This window comes from Haloarcula onubensis (assembly GCF_031624605.1).
GTDB lineage: Archaea > Halobacteriota > Halobacteria > Halobacteriales > Haloarculaceae > Haloarcula > Haloarcula onubensis.
The window spans coordinates 1,082,280-1,097,302 of record NZ_JAMQOS010000001.1 but is presented as its reverse complement, the minus strand read 5'-3'; the positions used below and the strand labels follow the sequence as shown (position 1 = coordinate 1,097,302).

The following is a 15,023-nucleotide window of genomic DNA, read 5'->3' as shown; positions in this document are numbered from 1 at the left end:
CGTGTGCAATTCGGCTCCGACCCGCTCTCCGAACTCTCGATTCCTGACGGCACCACTGTCGAGGAACACGACCTCGTGACCGACGGGGACGTGGTGGTCGGCGGCCAGAGCACGGTCGAGTTCGGAGTCCGGGGGCGCTCGGTCATCGCGGACGAGCGGGTCCGTTTCGGCGGCCACATCGAGGCCGACGGCGACTGCCGTCTCGACATGTGGTGTGACGTGGCGGAGAACGTCCTCGTCGCCGAGGACGCCTACATCGGCGAGCGCGTCCACGTCGGCGGGGAACTCCGGGTCGCGGGCGACCTCGACATCGGCGACGACGTGGACATCGAGGAGGGGTTCGAGGCCAACGGGTGGATAGTCATTCGCAACCCGATGCCGACCATCGTCTTCCTCTTCGTCTACCTCTCGCAACTGCTGCGAATCGGCGAGGACGAGGCCGCCGAGGAGGTCATCTCGGAACTGCTCGGCGACGCCGACGACAACGAGCCGCTGTTGATTCCCCGGGGCGCAAGCGTCTCGGACGACGCCTGGCGGGTGTCGACGCCCGCCGTCGTCGGCGACGACTGCCGGCTCCACGGCAACATCCGCGCGGAGTCGCTGACGGTCGGGCGCGACAACGTCGTCTTCGGCAGCCTGCGAGCCCGCGGGGACGTCGTGCTGGGCCGGGGCAGCGAGATAAAGGGCGACGTGACGACCCGCGACGGCGACGTGCGCATCGGCCCCGGCGTGAAGGTGTGGGGCGACATCTCCGCGAACACCGTCGCGCTCCACGAGAACGCCACCATCGACGGGAAGATTCGCGCGAGCGAGGAGATGCGGATGCACACCGACGAGGTGCTCTCCCGCCCCGACGAGGACGCCGAAGCGATGGCCGAGATGGCCGAGGAGCTCGAAGACGGGGACGACACGACGGAACAAGCTGACACTGACACTACGGAGACGGACCACGCAGACGACGCGGCCGGAGACGATGCAGCTACCGCGGCGACAGACGATACCGACGACCCGGCGGCCGACGACGAGGAGCGGGCCGCGGCGGAGTAGACCGAAACCCCCTTTTCCCGGAGTGCGGTAGCTGGTAGCATGCTCTCTATCGCGCTGGCCGGCAAACCGAACGCCGGGAAGTCTACTTTTTACAAGGCCGCCACCATGGCCGACGTCGACGTCGGGAACTACCCCTTCACGACCATCGACGCCAACCGCGGCGTGAGCCACGTCCGCACGGAGTGTCCCTGTCTCTCCCGCGAGCAGCGCTGCGGGGGTGACAACTGCCGGGACGGGAAACGGTACGTCCCGGTCGAACTCATCGACGTGGCCGGACTGGTGCCGGGCGCCCACGAGGGCCGCGGGCTGGGCAACCAGTTCCTCGACGAACTCACGAACGCCGACGTGATACTGAACGTCGTCGACGCCTCCGGGGGGACCGACGCAGAGGGCGAACCCGTCGAGGTCGGCGAACACGACCCGGTCGAGGACGTGGACTTCGTCGAGGAGGAGATGGACCTCTGGCTCGCGAGCATCGTCTCTCGCAACTGGGAGTCCATCGAGCGCCAGTCCCGCTCGCCCGACTTCGCGCTGGACGAAGCCCTGGAGGACATGCTCGCCGGGGTCGGCGCGAGCGAACTCGACGTGGCCCGCACGCTCCGGGAACTGGACTACCCCGAGGACCCCATCGCCTGGACGGACGCGGACCGGGAGGCGCTGGCCCGCGAGATACGCGAACGCACGAAACCAATCGTCGTCGTGGCCAACAAGGCCGACATCGCGCCCGCGGGCAACGTCGAGCGCCTGCGCGAGGCCGCCGACGTGGTCGTGCCCGCCACCGCCGACGGCGAACTCGCGCTCCGCAACGCCGCGAAAGCGGGCGTCGTCGACTACGACCCCGGCGACCCCGACTTCGACATCGTCGGCGAGGTGAGCGACCAGCAACGGGAGGGACTGGACCGGATTCGTGAGGTGCTGACCGCGTTCGGCGGGACCGGCGTGCAACAGGCCATGGACACCGCCGTCTACGACCTGCTCGACCACGTCACGGCCTATCCCGTCCAGAACGACACGAAGTGGACCGACGGCCAGGGCAACGTCCTCCCGGACGCCCACCTGCTCCCGCGTGGCTCGACGCCGACGGACCTCGCCTACGCCGTCCACTCGGACATCGGCGACGGCTACACCCACGCCGTCGACGCGCGAAAGGGGATGCGCGTCAGCGACGAGACGGAGCTCGAAGAGGGCGCCGTCGTCAAGATAATCTCCGACGGGTGAGAGCGGCGAGCGGCCTCGTGAGGACCGGTGGGTGTCTCGCGACCGCTCTCCCCTCCCTGTCGACTTCGAGTCAGTCCGACTGCTCGACCCGTCCTTCGGGTGTCGACTCGCCGCCCTCCGGCGGCGCGGACGCCTCTTCGACCGCAACCCGAACCTCGGCGTCGTTTTGTACCCGAACCGTGTAGTCCCGGTATTCGAACGTGACCTCGGCGGGATTCGCCATCGGCGGCCCGACGGACTGGACGAGTTTGTCGAGCGCCTCGGCGTCGATGACGCGACCCAGGGGCGGGGACAACTCCGCCGGTGGGACACCCTCCTTCCGAGCCACTTCTTCGACGACGAGAAGCGAAGCGCACTGTGAGTCCATATACTCGATTTCTAACCAATCCAGATAAGCATTTCTATGAACGTGTGGATACCGCAGAAAGGGGCGATTTGAGTACGATAATCACAACCGAGTCGGGGAAACGAGTAGCGTATCGGTGAGGGCTGGCGATTCCGCCGCCCGGAATGGAGATTTCGCCACCCGAACGAAGATTCTTACAGTCGGCGGGTTTGGGTTGACACATGAGTTCGGTCTCGCTCGACGAGGTAGACAGGGGCATCCTGTTCGCCCTCCAGGAGGACGCGCGCAACACCACTATCGCCGATATCGCCGAGGAGGTGGAAGTCTCCGCCAGCACCGTTCGAAACCGTATCGAGCGGCTGGAGGACACCGGCATTATCGAGGGGTACTATCCGAAAATCAACTACGAGCGGGCGAACTACCCGTTGCACGTGCTGTTCGTCTGCAGCGCTCCCGCCGAAGAGCGGGAGGAACTAGCCGTAGAGGCGCTGGACCGCCACGGGGTAGTCGACGTCCGCGAGATGCTCACCAGCTCCCGCAACATCTACGTCGAGGTCATCGCCACCGACACGCGGGACCTCACCGACATCACGAACGACCTCGCCTCGATGGGGTTCGAGATAACCTCCTCCGAAATCGTCACCAACCACTACACCCGCCCCTGGGCCGAGTTCGAACTCGACGAACCCGAGTGAGTCCCCGAATTGCCCAGACACGAAGTCGTGTTGCGAAATTACCAGAACTGGTTCGTCTTTCTGCGAAAAAACCACCGTGATGATTGTCATAATCGCAACTATAATGCGGTCGACAGGTGAATAACGGCTCACCGGGAGCGCGGGAACGCGCGGTGTCCATCTCGTCTCCCATCCGACAATGACCATCGCATACACAGAGAGTTCGTCCGACGAACTGTTCGAGATTCTCAGTCACTCAGTGAGGCGACGGGTTCTGACAGTGCTCGTTCGGAACGAGGAACACGAGGCGTTTTCGCCCGAGGAGTTCGCCCCCGGGAACGGCCCGTTCGACGCGTTTCTGGCGTCGCTCCATCACGTCCACCTCCCGAAGCTCGCGGAGGCCGGGTTCATCCGATGGAACCGGGAGCGCGGGACGGTTACCGGTGGGCCACGCTACGACGAGGTCGCACCGCTGGTGACGCTGCTGCTGACTCACGAGGACGACCTCCCCGTCGACTGGCTCTAGGGGACCCCCGGACGGGGTGGAAATCCGCCGCTTCGGACGACGACCCGCCGACGTTAGAGTCGCCGAACGTCGAGTCCCGCCTCGTGCCACGACTCGTCGGTGAGGCCCCGGGCGTCGACCACCACGTTGTCGTCCATCCGTTCGACGACCGCCTCTGGGTCGAGGCCGGTGAACTCGTCGTGGTCGGTCATGAACACGAGCGCGTCGGCGCCCGCCAGTGCGGCCGACTCGCTCCAGAGGTCGACCGCGGCGTCGGTCACGTGGGGGTCGTGGACGCGGACGTCGACGGCGGACTCGCCGCCGTCGGTGGCCACCTTCGCGGTCGGTTCGGCGAGGGTCTCGACGAATCGCCGCGCGGGGCTGTTCCGGGTGTCGGCGACGTTCCCCTTGTACGCGAGCCCGAAGACGGCGACGCGCTTCCCGGCGAGTGACCCCAGCGCGTCTCCGAGCAGTTCCTGTACGTACTCGACCATCCCGTCGTTGACCGCGCGGGCGTGCTCGATGAGTTGGACGTGGTCGGAGTGTTGGCCCAGGTAGAGCGGGTCGACCGGGAGGCAGTGGCCGCCGACGCCCGGCCCCGGGTGCAGCAGGTCCACCCGCGGATGCTCGTTGGCGAGGTCGAACGCGGGCCGCGGGACCACGCCGTGGTCGCGGGCCACCTTCGCCAGTTCGTTGGCGATGGCGATGTTGGCGTCGCGGTGGGTGTTCTGGGCGAGTTTGGCGAACTCCGCCGTCGCGGCGTCGGGCGCGGTGTGGATGTCGCCGTCGACCGCGTCGGCAAAGAGGTCGCGAGCGGCGGCGGTGGCCTCGCCGTCGATGCCGCCGACGATGCGGTCGTTCCCCCGAAGTTCGTCGAGTATCGACCCCGGCAGCACCGTCTCGGGACAGAACGCGAGGTTGAACGTCTCCCGCAGCAAGTCGCCGTTTCGCTCCAGCGTCTCGCCGACCACGTTGGCGGTCGTCCCCGGCGGCACCGTCGACTCGACGATGACCGTATCGCCCGGCCGGAGCTTCGGGGCGATGCCCTCGGCGGCGGCCCTGACGTAGGAGAGGTCGGCGGCCCCGCGCTCGTGGTCGAACGGCGTCGGCACGCAGACGAGGTGGTAGTCGCTCTGGACGGGGCGCTCGCGGAGTCGGAGCGCGTCGGTACCGAGCACGCGGTCCACGTAGTCGTTGAGTTCGGACTCGCGGAAGTCCGCGCCCTCGGTCCGAAGCGTTTCGAGTTTGTCCGGCTGCGTGTCGATGCCGTAGACGGTACAGCCGTTGTTGGCGAACAGCGCCGCCGTCGGCAGCCCGACGTAGCCCAGCCCGTGGACGGAGACGGTCGTCGTCCCGTCACCGCCGTGGGCGGAGCCGCTCGTCATACGGGGACCTCCCCCGACAGCGCCGGCGCATCGACGCCGAGCGTCTCGAGGATGCGCTCGGCGGCGTGGCCGTCGCCGAAGGGGGCCTCCCAGTCGTTGGGCCCGCGTCTGACGTCCTCGGTCGCGTCGACGATGCTCTCCGGGGTCGGCTCAGCGAGCACGTTCGACCCCACGGTGAGCGTCTCGGGCCGCTCGGTGCTGTCGCGGATAGTCACGCAGGGGGTCCCGAGGACGCAGGTCTCCTCCTGGACGCCGCCCGAATCGGTAAAGGCCACGGCGGCCGCGCTCTCCAGTCGGAGGAAGTCGAGGAAGTTCAGCGGGTCGACGCACCGAATCGCGTCCGGGACGTCGAGGTCGAACTCGTCTATCTTCTCGCGCGAGCGCGGGTGGACGGGGTAGACGACGGGGAGGTCCCGCTCGGCGGCGTACGCCGCGACCCCGTCCAGCAATCCCTGAAATCGCTCGCGGTCGTCGACGTTACCCGGCCGGTGGGCGGTCAGCAGCGCGAACGGCTCCCCGCGGAGGTCGAGGTCGGCGAGCACGTCGCTCTTCTCGCGGGCCAGTCGGACGTGTTGCCTGACGGCGTCGACGACGGTGTTGCCGGTCACCTCGATGCGGCGGTCGGGAATCGCCTCCGTCCGGAGCTGGTCGGCCGCCTCGTCGGTCGGCGCGAAGAGGTGGTCCGCCGCGTGGTCGACGAGCACCCGGTTCAGTTCCTCGGGCATCTCCCGGTCGAAGCTGCGGAGGCCGGCCTCCACGTGAGCCAGTGTCGCGTCGCGCTTGCTCGCGACGACGCCGCCCGCGAAGGCCGAGTTCGTATCGCCCTGGACGACGACCACGTCGGGGGACTCCTGTTCGAACACCTCCCCCAGACGAGCGACCATCTCGCCCGTCTGGGCCGCGTGGTCGCCCGAACCGACTTCGAGGTTGTACTCCGGCGTCGGCAGTTCCAGGTCGTCGAAGAAGACCCCGTCGAGGCGCTCGGAGTAGTGCTGGCCCGTGTGCACCACGCTGTAGTCGACCGCGGCGCGGTCACAGGCTCTGATTATCGGCGCGAGTTTGACGATTTCAGGACGGGTTCCGAGCACGAAGACGATTCGGGGCGTCATGGGAGAACCAACCCTCCGATTATCTATTTGTAATGCACTCTATAGCAGACGCTTCCGAGGCTCGACACAGAACCGGCCGGTAGCGCGCCAGTGTCGTACGGCGTACACACTGTCTGCTCGAGTTCAGTGACTCTATAGCGATGTTTAGTTACCATTTCAAGACCAATTTGTAGCTACGGGAACGAAATGCGTCCCAGCAGAGTTCCCCCCGGCGGCGGGGCGAGGCGGCGACGACCGCTCAGTGGAGTCACTCGCTCGGTCTCCGACCGCGGGCTGTCCTCACCTGTCGCTCGGCGTCATCCGCCCGATAGCCAGGGCGGCCCCGAGGAGCCCGCTTCCAGTCAGGAGCAGTGCCGTGACCAGAATCGGAACGAACGCCGACAGCAGGGTGACTCCGGCAATCGAAACCCGGGTGAGCAGGCCGCCGAGCAGGAGGCAGATGGAGCCGGGGACGCCGAGCACGCGGCCCGGCCGGTCAGAGAGGACGCGGCCGAAGATGTTGGAGACGAGAACGGTGCCGTGGACCACGGGGTTGTGCGTGTTGGCTTCGGCGACGTCGTAGGTCACGTCGGCCGGGACCTCGGTGAAGCTGTAGTCCTCGTCGGCGGCGTGAAAGAGGATGTCGAGGCTCGCGTCCATCCCGTCGCTCAAGTCCGCGTCGCAGGCGAGGAGTTCGATCGCGTCGGCGTTGTAGGCCCGGAATCCGCTCTGGGAGTCGGCGACGCGCTCCGCGGAGTAGCCAAGCGTCAGCGCGGCGCCGGTGAGCCCGTTGATGACGCCGAGCCCGGCCCGTCGGTACAGCGGCATGTCCGTCTCCGACCCCTCGACGAACCGGCTCCCGATGACGATATCGCCCCCGGTGGCACGCTGGGTGGCGACGAGGTCCAGGGCGTCCGCCGGGTCGTGCTGGCCGTCGGCGTCGACGACGACGAGGTGGTCCGCGCCGTGGTCGTGTGCGGCCGAAAACAGCGTACCAAGGGCGGCGCCGTAGCCGCGGTTCTGGTCGTGCTGGAGCACGGTGGCGCCGGCGTCGGCGGCCACCGCTGCTGTCCGGTCGTCGCTCCCGTCGTCGACCACCAGCACGTCCGCGCCCGGGTCACACGCGGCGCGGACGACGTCTCCGACGGTGTCGGCCTCGTTGTACGCTGGGATGCCGATCAACACGTCGCTCGATAGCCGGCGTTCGGTCGGGGTGGAGGCTGTCGTACTCATAGCGGTTGCATAGCGACCGACGGCACGGCCGTGACAGAGCGGACAGTTCAGTAAGACATTGTTACGAGCTTCCTGCGAGCGGCTGGTGTAGAGCCGACGGCTGAGCGATGTATCGACGGAACTGACTAACTGAGCGACCGATGCGTAAACTGTGATTATAGCTACATTTCTACGCGCAGAATACTGAGCGGCCGCTACAAGATTGGTAAGCAGTCCAATAAAATTAGCGTGCAAATAGCAGTTATCGTTGGAGTAATCGGTTCCGACGGACTGCTCAGACGCTCTCCTCGCTGCGCTGTTCGAGCGTGATATCGCCGTCGTCCCCCGACAGATACCCCGCGTAGCCACGCGCCATCCCGGCGACGGCCACGAGCTGTCCGAGCGTCTGCAGCGCCGTCGCCGCCGGCGTCGGCCCGGTGTAGTGGCTCGGGACGAGCGCGAACCGCGCCATCCGGCGGCCGAGGTTCTCGTCCCGGATGCGATAGTAGGGGATGGCCTCGCGCCCGTGTCGGTACTGCTTCTCCAGGTAGCCCCCCAGCGACTCCGCGAAGGGGTGGTCGACGACCAGGTCGGGGCAGTACCAGACGTCGTAGCTCTCACAGAGCCGGTCGACGAGTTCCGTCTCCTCGTGACCGTAGGGGAGCCGCTCGTCGAACCCGCCGATGTCCTCGACGACCGAGCGGCGCATCGCCATGTTACAGCCCACGACCGTCTCCGTGACGTGGCCCGCGTCGCCCTGGTCGTAGTCGCCCGAGGAGACCGGCCGGATGTACCGCGCGCCGGTGTCCCGAATCCGGCCGGTCACCGCCGGATGGTCGTCGAGCAGCGAGGTCACGCGCTCGAAGTAGTTCCCGCGCGGGACGGAGTCGTCGTCGAGAAAGACCAGTTTGTCCGCGGTTGCCTCGCGAATCCCGGCGTTACGGGCCGCCGAGGCGCTGTCGTCGTCGCGCACGATGAGTTCGGCCTCGACGGACGACGCGCGGAGTTTCGACTCCCACCCGAAGGTCGTGTCGGCGTCGAGTGTCGGGATGATGATAGCGATGTCCGGCATACGCGTCCCACCGCAGCCCCGGGCTTTGGTTAGCCACGACCTGCGAACGCGCGCCGGTGGCCGCGTCCGGCCCGGGAGTAAGGCCTCCGAAACAGCTCAGAGCCGTAGTAAGTGCATACTAATCCCCACATTCCGTGTTTGCTCGACCGGAAGATGGGATACGACATCGGATTTATCGGCACGGGGGCGGACCCGGACGACCCCGACCAGGACGGGTTCGCGATGGCCTACCGACACGCGAGTGGGTACGAGGCGCTAGACGACTGCCGACTGACTGCGTGTGCGGACATCGTCCGCGAGAACGCGGAGCGGTTCGCCGCCGAGTACGGTATCGAACACGTCTACGAACAGTACGAGCGGATGCTCGCGGAGACACAGCCCGACGTCGTCAGCGTCTGCGTGCCGCCGGGGCTCCACGCCGACATCGTCGTCGGCTGTGCCGAGACCGGCGTCCCCGACGCCATCCACTGCGAGAAACCCATGGCCAAGACCTGGGGCGACTGCCGTGAGATGGTCCGGACCTGCGAGGAAAACGGCATCCAGTTGAGTTTCAACCACCAGAAGCGCTTCGGCGGGCCGATGCGTGAGGCAAAGCGGTTGCTCGACGACGGCGCCATCGGCACGCTGGAACGCCTGGAGTTCAGCGCGGAACACCTCTATGACATGGGGACGCACCTCTTCGACGTCTGCTCGTTCATGACCGACGACGAGGCCGTCGAGTGGGTGATGGGGCAGGTGGACTACCGGGAGGAGAACGTCTGGTTCGGCGCCCACAACGAGAACCACGGGCTGGCGACCTGGGCCTACGAGGACGGGACCCGCGGCCTGGCGATGACCGGCGAGGGAAGCGACTACGTCGACTGCTACCTCCGCCTGCGCGGGAGCGAGGGTTGCATCGAGGTCGGTCCGGACGACGGGCCGCCGCTTCGGCTCCGCCGGGGCAGCGGCTGGAAGACCGTCGATACGAACCGGGAGGGCGTCCACGGCACGTCGCCGAGCCGACTCGGCCGGGTCCGGAACCGCCTCGTCGACCGGCTCCCGTTCCTCGCGGGCGACGACGGCCCCAGCGCGACCTACACCGAGCGCGCCGTCGCGGAGGTCGTCGCCGCGCTGGACGCGGGCCGACCCCCGGAAATCGGCGGTCGAGCGGCGCTGCGGTCGACGGAGATAATCTTCGCCACCTGGGAGTCGGCGCGTCGGCGGGCCCGCATAGACCTCCCGCTGGGCGTCGACGACAACCCGCTTGAGAGTATGGTCGAGGCGGGCGAGCTAACTCCCCGGGCGGTCGAGTGACGACTGTCGACGGCGCCGAGTAGCACCTTCTTACCGGGTGACTGGCGGCGAGTCGCGCCGGGTTTCGGCCCTGCGCCGTAGTCCGGATGGGTCGTACCTGTCAACGAAATCCGTCGTACTGGTAACTAACTGATGGTATTATAGCGGCAATCGGTGTTTACTAGATTACACCTGGTAGTGAAAATTGTCTACAAAGTACTTATTTGGTAATAATAGTTAATTAAGCGTCTACTAACCGTGAGTTTGCGAATGGACCATAACAGCGAACGAGAGAAAGAGGGTCTTACCGAACTACTCAAACGAGGTAGTCGGCTCATAACTCGCGATAGCGAGTCGCCCTCGGAACGGGATGGACTAGTACTGGACCGGCGGTCCTATCTGGCGGCGGCGGGGCTCACGACCGCGGCGCTGGCGGGCTGTGGGGGGCTCGACAGCCGCAAGCAGGTCAGCCCGGTGTCGTCGTTCGGCTACGGCGGCGCTCCGGTGTTACAGCAGACATCGTCGCTGACAGTCTCCGAGTCAGAGCCGAACGACCGCGAGGGGAACGCCGACGTAATCGACGTCAACACGACGGTCGACGGGACGCTCACCGCGAGCGACAGCGACTGGTTCCTCGTCGAGCTGTCCGCGGGCGACGACATCGTCGTCGGCTTCTCGCGAGGGTCGGCGACGGGGGTCACCGCCGTGATACTGTACGACACCGAGGGGACGTTCAGCAACCTCAGATACGTCTCGACGGACGACCCGGTCACGATGACCGGGACGGCCGAGACGAGTGGCACCTACTTCGTCCAGGTCGTGGACACGCAGGACGGGGACGGCGACTACACCCTGACCGTCGGCGACGGGACGACGGCCACGCCGACGCCCACTGAGACGGCCACACCGACGCCCACCGAGACGGCCACGCCGACGCCGACGCCCACCGAGACGGCGACCCCGACGCCAACGCCCACCGAGACGGCCACGCCGGTCGTGACCGAGACGGCGACCCCGACGCCCGTCGAGGACGACTACGGCGAGCAGGGGTACGGCGAGTACGGCTACGGCGGCATCGCCGTGTAGGAGCCACCCATGACCAACAGATACACGACCCCGACGGAAGGCACGGTCGACTGGCACGTACCGCTGAACGAGAACTTCGAACAGCTCGACCGCGACGTCGAGATACGGGACGAAGCGGCGAACATCGACCAGTACGACCCGGTCGCGGGCGCGAAGTTCTTCGCGACCGACTCGGGCGCGATATACAGCGGCGACGGCTCGACCTGGACGCTGGTCGGCTACGCCGCGCGGGCCGTCGGCGGCGACATCGGCCACTACGTCAACTACGCCGACGGACTGGTCGACGAACCCGTCAACGACTTCCTGTTCGGTGACGGCGAGGTGCTGGACGTGACGCGGGTCGCCTTCCCCATAAAGGGGACCCCGAGCGACCAGACCGTCGCCGACGCCGCGCTGCGCGTCTACGAGGGCGAGACGCTGCTCGTCGAAATCGAGGGGAACGATTTCCGGGCGGCCGCCGCGGCCGACTCGGCGCCGTGGGTCGCAGAGAGCGGGCCGGTAACCGTCACGGTCACGAACCAGACGGGGGCGTCCATCGCGGCGGTCCCGAAGGTGTGGGCCAACATCCGGAGGTAAGTGATGGCGACACTCAACGTCCAGGACTACGGCGCCGTCGGCGACGGAAACACCGACGACACGGCGGCTATCAACGACGCAATCGCCGACGCCGGGACCGGGGACACCGTCCTGATACCGGCGACGGCGGACCACTACCTCGTCAGCACCTCGAACCGCGCGGCGGTCGATTTCACCGGCGTCGCCGACGGCGTGACGATAACCGGCGAGGGACCGGGCTCGGTGCTGAAGATGGACGACGTGACCGACGGGAAGAACCAGTGGGTCCTCGGCGCGGAGGCCGATAGCGGCGCGCTCTCCGGAGTCACGATTCGACGGCTCACCCTCGACGGGAGCCGCGAGGTCAACGGCGCCAAGTCCACCGCCGGGTTCAACCTCTACCCGGGCGGGGGCGGCCACGACGTCCGCATCGAGGACGTCGTCGCCGAGAACTGCGCCGGCACCGGCATCAGCAACCGCGGCGCGAGCGAGGTGACGCTCCGCCGGGTGACCTCGCGGAACAACGGGCAACACGGCTTCGACTTCACCGGCGACGACCAGGGGACCGCCACCGACGGGCGGTCGCTCAAGGCCGTCGACAACGACGGGACCGGGCTGGACTTCCACAACGGCGACCACGTCGTCGAGGACGTCTACTGCGACAGCAACCGCAGCGGGACGAAGATGGGCAACACCGGCGGCGACGCCGACTCCGTCGTCCTGCGGAACGCCAACCTCCGTAACGCCCGCGAGAACAGCGGGTTCCGGGAGACGATGGACGACAACGCCGGGACGGACGTGACGCTGGACACCGTCCAGGTCATCGACGCGGCGCTTCACGGCTTCCGCCTCTCGAACTCCGCGAACTACACCATCACGGAGATACTCACCGACGGGACCGGGTACGGCCCCCAGAACCGGGCGCCGATATACATCACCGACTCGGCGTCGATAGACGCCGACGTCGTCCGCGTCCAGAACTCGGACTACGGGCCGGGCATCCGCAACAGCTCGCCCGATTCGAGTTCCGTCTCGGAGTACTACCACTTCGACAACCCCGGTGGCGCGATAGAGGACAACACGGGCACGCTGTCGGTCGGGAGCCGATACAACCAGGAGTCGGGCGAACTCGACGTGCCGGGCGCGAACGACGTCGGCGCGTTCACGACCACGACGACCGAACCGGTCGACGACGGCACCGACTCGTCGACCGAGACCCCGGCGACCTACCGGACGAACTTCTCGGCCTACGAGATGGGGGCGGTACCGAACGACTGGACGCCGGAACACGCCTCCGACGACGGCGACTGGGCGACCGTCGCAGAGCGGTCCCCGGCCGGGAGCGCGGTGTTGCGCTTCGACTCGGACACCAGCGCCCGCCACGCGCTGTCGTACGACCAGGTCGGCACCGCCTCGGACGTCGAGGTGCTGGGACTCGTCCGCGTGAGCGAGCTCTCCCGGAGCCCGACGGCCGGCGGCCGCCTCTTCCTGCGCGGGTCGGGCACGGCCGGCGCCGAGAGCGGCTACTTCGTCAACGTCCGTGACAGCCGCTTTGGCGTGTGGAAGTACGACGGCGGCGGCTCCGCCCGACTCGTCGAGTGGGGCCAGCCGACGGACGGCCAGTGGTACTTCGTCCGCTTCAGCGCCGCGGGCGACCGCCTGCGGGCGCGGGTCTGGCCCGCCGACGCCGACGAGCCGACGGAGTGGGACGCCGACGTGACCGATGGAGCGCTTCGCTCGGGATGGGTCGGCCTCGGCTCCTACAGCGAGTTCGCCGACGACTGGGGCTACCTCTCGGTCGGGGTCGGCGGCGAGAGTGCGCCGCTGCCGGACACCGACACGGCGGACCCGAGCCTGAACGCCGTCATCCAGACCATCGACGGGACCATCCAGACCGGCTGACCGCGGCCACGGGCGCGGGGCCGCTCCTCAGTTCGAGGCGCCGCTGAAGGCGCCGACGGCTGCGGCGCCCGGCGTCCCGAAGACGTTGCGTCCCGGGTCGACGTTCTCGATGTTTTCGAAGTTGAGTTCGCCCGACTCGGCGATGAACGGACCTTCTTCGTTCTGGTAGTGGTCGAAGGTCCCGATGTTGAGCACCGCGTCGCTGCCGACGAAGATGCCCCCGCCGTTGTCGGTGCCGACGACGACGATGCGACCCTCCGTCGCCTCCTGCGTGTGGACGTCACGTGAGAACACGACGCCGGCACGGGCGTTCTGTACGTCCGTCTGTCTGACCTCGATGTTGTGGAAGTCACAGGCGATGGCGGTGTCGTCGCCGGAGACGCGGATACCGCTTATCTGCGGTTGCTCGACCAAAATGTTCCTGAAGACGATTTGCTGGACCTCGGGGGTGTCGTCGGTCCCCGTGTGGTTGGAGCGCCAGCCGCGGTTGTGGTCCCTCACCGAGTGGTGGTTTCGGACCTCCAGGCGCCTGACGTGGTGTTTCCACTTGTTGCCCGAGCGGTTGTTCTCGGTGTAGACGTTCTCCAGTCGGGCTGTCCCGCGGCGGTGGTCGATGCCGGTCCCGCCGTTGTCGACCGACCTGATGGACTCGCCGACGAAGCCCGGGTCGACTGCGGTGTCGCCGGCGACGGGGTTGAAGCCGTGGCGGCCGGCCCGGCGGGCGGTGACGTTGCGACAGGTGACGCCGGACTCCTCGAAGCGCATCGCCGAGGCCGAGCAGTTCTGGACGATACAGTTCTCGAAGGTGAGGCTGTGGCCCCCACCGGCCGACCCGCGGCGCAACAGGACGCCGGTCATCGCGTCCTCGCCGCCCAGGGCCGCGGCGCGGTCCCGCGACGGCCGCGAGCCGTCGATTGTGAGGTTGCGGAAGGTGAGGTTCTCGAGGCGCTGGGCGGCGTTCAGTTTCAGTATCCAGTTGGGGGCCGAGGTGTCGTACGACCCCGGCTCGACCCGGAGGGTCTGGGCGCCGGCCGCGGCCGTCTCGCCGGCGACCGTTATCCCGCGCAGGTCAGACTCCGTCCCCAGTTTGATGGCCGTCTCCTCGCCCGTCCCGTCGTACGAGAGCAGATACGAGTCCTCGGTCTCCGGAATATAGACCGTCTCACCGGGCTCGGCGGCCCGTATCGCCGCCGTAATCGCGCCCGAGTCGTCGGTCTGTCCGTCGCCGACGGCGCCGTGTTCGCGGACATCGACGACATCTTCGCGGTTTGCGAAGTCGTCGTCGCCGCCGTCGTCCGGCCCGGATTCGGTCCCCGCCGGTGTCTGTGTCGGTCTCGGTGTCCCGTTGGTCTCGGGTGGCAACGGCGGGTCGCTCGTGCCGTCGTCTCGGGAGAGGAGATACCCCAGAAACCCGACTGAGCCGATTCCTGAGGCGGTAGCTATGAGTTGCCGTCGCGTTACCATTGTCTTCAGCCAGGCCGTACGCGCGTATAATTATGCTCCGACTACGGCTGAGGAAACCCGTGGTCGCGGAAAATTTTTGCAGTGGGAGAGCTGACCACGGCCACTCGCCAAGGGGTGCCTACACGCCGGTGTCGCGCTCGACTGCGAGCGTCGGCCCGGTGGACCCGCGCATCTCGTAGCTGGTCCCGAGTCGGTAA

Annotated in this window: 14 protein-coding genes; 8 read left to right on the top strand and 6 right to left on the bottom strand. The window is 67.4% G+C overall.

Annotated features, from left to right (window positions below):
* The first annotated feature begins 3 nt into the window (after window positions 1-3).
* Entirely contained in the window at window positions 4-1,047 is a 1,044-nt protein-coding gene (locus NDI86_RS05725; protein ID WP_310899443.1) for a polymer-forming cytoskeletal protein, read from the top strand.
* A 39-nt stretch (window positions 1,048-1,086) separates the two neighbouring features.
* A complete protein-coding gene (locus tag NDI86_RS05720; protein ID WP_310899442.1) occupies window positions 1,087-2,265 on the top strand; it encodes a redox-regulated ATPase YchF in 1,179 nt (392 codons plus the stop codon).
* A gap of 70 nt (window positions 2,266-2,335) precedes the next feature.
* Here NDI86_RS05720 and NDI86_RS05715 read toward each other — a convergent pair whose 3' ends face one another.
* Complete coding sequence (locus NDI86_RS05715; RefSeq protein ID WP_310899441.1) at window positions 2,336-2,632, bottom strand: HalOD1 output domain-containing protein; 297 nt, start codon at window positions 2,630-2,632, stop codon at window positions 2,336-2,338.
* A gap of 200 nt (window positions 2,633-2,832) precedes the next feature.
* Here NDI86_RS05715 and NDI86_RS05710 point away from each other — a divergent pair, with 200 nt between their 5' ends.
* Together NDI86_RS05710 and NDI86_RS05705 are read left to right on the top strand one after the other, a co-directional pair.
* The gene (locus tag NDI86_RS05710; RefSeq protein ID WP_310899440.1) at window positions 2,833-3,306 is read left to right on the top strand and encodes an Lrp/AsnC family transcriptional regulator; all 474 of its coding nucleotides are present in this window, start codon (window positions 2,833-2,835) and stop codon (window positions 3,304-3,306) included.
* 178 nt (window positions 3,307-3,484) lie between these two features.
* Window positions 3,485-3,811 (top strand): winged helix-turn-helix domain-containing protein, encoded by a 327-nt coding sequence (locus NDI86_RS05705; RefSeq protein ID WP_310899439.1) that lies wholly within the window; start codon window positions 3,485-3,487, stop codon window positions 3,809-3,811.
* 53 nt (window positions 3,812-3,864) lie between these two features.
* Here the strand turns inward: NDI86_RS05705 and NDI86_RS05700 are convergent, their stop codons facing one another.
* The 4 genes from NDI86_RS05700 to NDI86_RS05685 all read right to left on the bottom strand — a co-directional run bounded on the left by NDI86_RS05700 (window position 3,865) and on the right by NDI86_RS05685 (window position 8,547).
* Window positions 3,865-5,175: a nucleotide sugar dehydrogenase gene (locus tag NDI86_RS05700; RefSeq protein WP_310899438.1), complete on the bottom strand. Its 1,311-nt coding sequence runs from the start codon at window positions 5,173-5,175 to the stop codon at window positions 3,865-3,867.
* Window positions 5,172-6,284, bottom strand: a complete 1,113-nt coding sequence (gene wecB / locus NDI86_RS05695) for a non-hydrolyzing UDP-N-acetylglucosamine 2-epimerase (RefSeq protein WP_310899437.1) — start codon at window positions 6,282-6,284, stop codon at window positions 5,172-5,174. The genes NDI86_RS05700 and wecB overlap by 4 nt, the downstream gene beginning before the upstream one ends.
* 279 nt (window positions 6,285-6,563) lie before the next feature.
* Window positions 6,564-7,496: a glycosyltransferase family 2 protein gene (locus tag NDI86_RS05690; protein ID WP_310899436.1), complete on the bottom strand. Its 933-nt coding sequence runs from the start codon at window positions 7,494-7,496 to the stop codon at window positions 6,564-6,566.
* Between the two features lie 274 nt (window positions 7,497-7,770).
* A complete protein-coding gene (locus NDI86_RS05685) occupies window positions 7,771-8,547 on the bottom strand; it encodes a glycosyltransferase family 2 protein (protein ID WP_310899435.1) in 777 nt (258 codons plus the stop codon).
* Window positions 8,548-8,700: 153 nt separating this feature from the next.
* Between NDI86_RS05685 and NDI86_RS05680 the strand changes: the two genes are divergently transcribed.
* The 4 genes from NDI86_RS05680 to NDI86_RS05665 all read left to right on the top strand — a co-directional run bounded on the left by NDI86_RS05680 (window position 8,701) and on the right by NDI86_RS05665 (window position 13,362).
* Window positions 8,701-9,840 carry a Gfo/Idh/MocA family protein gene (locus NDI86_RS05680; RefSeq protein ID WP_310899434.1) on the top strand — a complete coding sequence of 380 codons (1,140 nt, stop codon included), beginning with the start codon at window positions 8,701-8,703 and terminating at the stop codon, window positions 9,838-9,840.
* 249 nt (window positions 9,841-10,089) lie between these two features.
* The gene (locus NDI86_RS05675) at window positions 10,090-10,905 is read left to right on the top strand and encodes a hypothetical protein (protein WP_310899433.1); all 816 of its coding nucleotides are present in this window, start codon (window positions 10,090-10,092) and stop codon (window positions 10,903-10,905) included.
* Window positions 10,906-10,914: 9 nt separating this feature from the next.
* On the top strand, window positions 10,915-11,481 hold the full coding sequence (locus NDI86_RS22090) for a hypothetical protein (protein ID WP_417936239.1): 567 nt from the start codon (window positions 10,915-10,917) through the stop codon (window positions 11,479-11,481).
* 3 nt (window positions 11,482-11,484) lie between these two features.
* Entirely contained in the window at window positions 11,485-13,362 is a 1,878-nt protein-coding gene (locus tag NDI86_RS05665; RefSeq protein WP_310899432.1) for a right-handed parallel beta-helix repeat-containing protein, read from the top strand.
* 27 nt (window positions 13,363-13,389) lie between these two features.
* Here the strand turns inward: NDI86_RS05665 and NDI86_RS05660 are convergent, their stop codons facing one another.
* Entirely contained in the window at window positions 13,390-14,826 is a 1,437-nt protein-coding gene (locus tag NDI86_RS05660; RefSeq protein ID WP_310899431.1) for a pectate lyase family protein, read from the bottom strand.
* Between the last annotated feature and the right edge of the window lie 197 nt (window positions 14,827-15,023).

Bases quoted from the DNA above. Each gene is read 5' to 3' on its own strand.
- NDI86_RS05720 (WP_310899442.1), top strand. From the start codon at position 1,087: ATGCTCTCTATCGCGCTGGCCGGCAAACCGAACGCCGGGAAGTCTACT.
- NDI86_RS05715 (WP_310899441.1), bottom strand. From the start codon at position 2,632: ATGGACTCACAGTGCGCTTCGCTTCTCGTCGTCGAAGAAGTGGCTCGG.
- NDI86_RS05710 (WP_310899440.1), top strand. From the start codon at position 2,833: ATGAGTTCGGTCTCGCTCGACGAGGTAGACAGGGGCATCCTGTTCGCC.
- NDI86_RS05705 (WP_310899439.1), top strand. From the start codon at position 3,485: ATGACCATCGCATACACAGAGAGTTCGTCCGACGAACTGTTCGAGATT.
- NDI86_RS05700 (WP_310899438.1), bottom strand. From the start codon at position 5,175: ATGACGAGCGGCTCCGCCCACGGCGGTGACGGGACGACGACCGTCTCC.
- wecB (WP_310899437.1), bottom strand. From the start codon at position 6,284: ATGACGCCCCGAATCGTCTTCGTGCTCGGAACCCGTCCTGAAATCGTC.
- NDI86_RS05690 (WP_310899436.1), bottom strand. From the start codon at position 7,496: ATGAGTACGACAGCCTCCACCCCGACCGAACGCCGGCTATCGAGCGAC.
- NDI86_RS05685 (WP_310899435.1), bottom strand. From the start codon at position 8,547: ATGCCGGACATCGCTATCATCATCCCGACACTCGACGCCGACACGACC.
- NDI86_RS05680 (WP_310899434.1), top strand. From the start codon at position 8,701: ATGGGATACGACATCGGATTTATCGGCACGGGGGCGGACCCGGACGAC.
- NDI86_RS05675 (WP_310899433.1), top strand. From the start codon at position 10,090: ATGGACCATAACAGCGAACGAGAGAAAGAGGGTCTTACCGAACTACTC.
- NDI86_RS22090 (WP_417936239.1), top strand. From the start codon at position 10,915: ATGACCAACAGATACACGACCCCGACGGAAGGCACGGTCGACTGGCAC.
- NDI86_RS05665 (WP_310899432.1), top strand. From the start codon at position 11,485: ATGGCGACACTCAACGTCCAGGACTACGGCGCCGTCGGCGACGGAAAC.
- NDI86_RS05660 (WP_310899431.1), bottom strand. From the start codon at position 14,826: ATGGTAACGCGACGGCAACTCATAGCTACCGCCTCAGGAATCGGCTCA.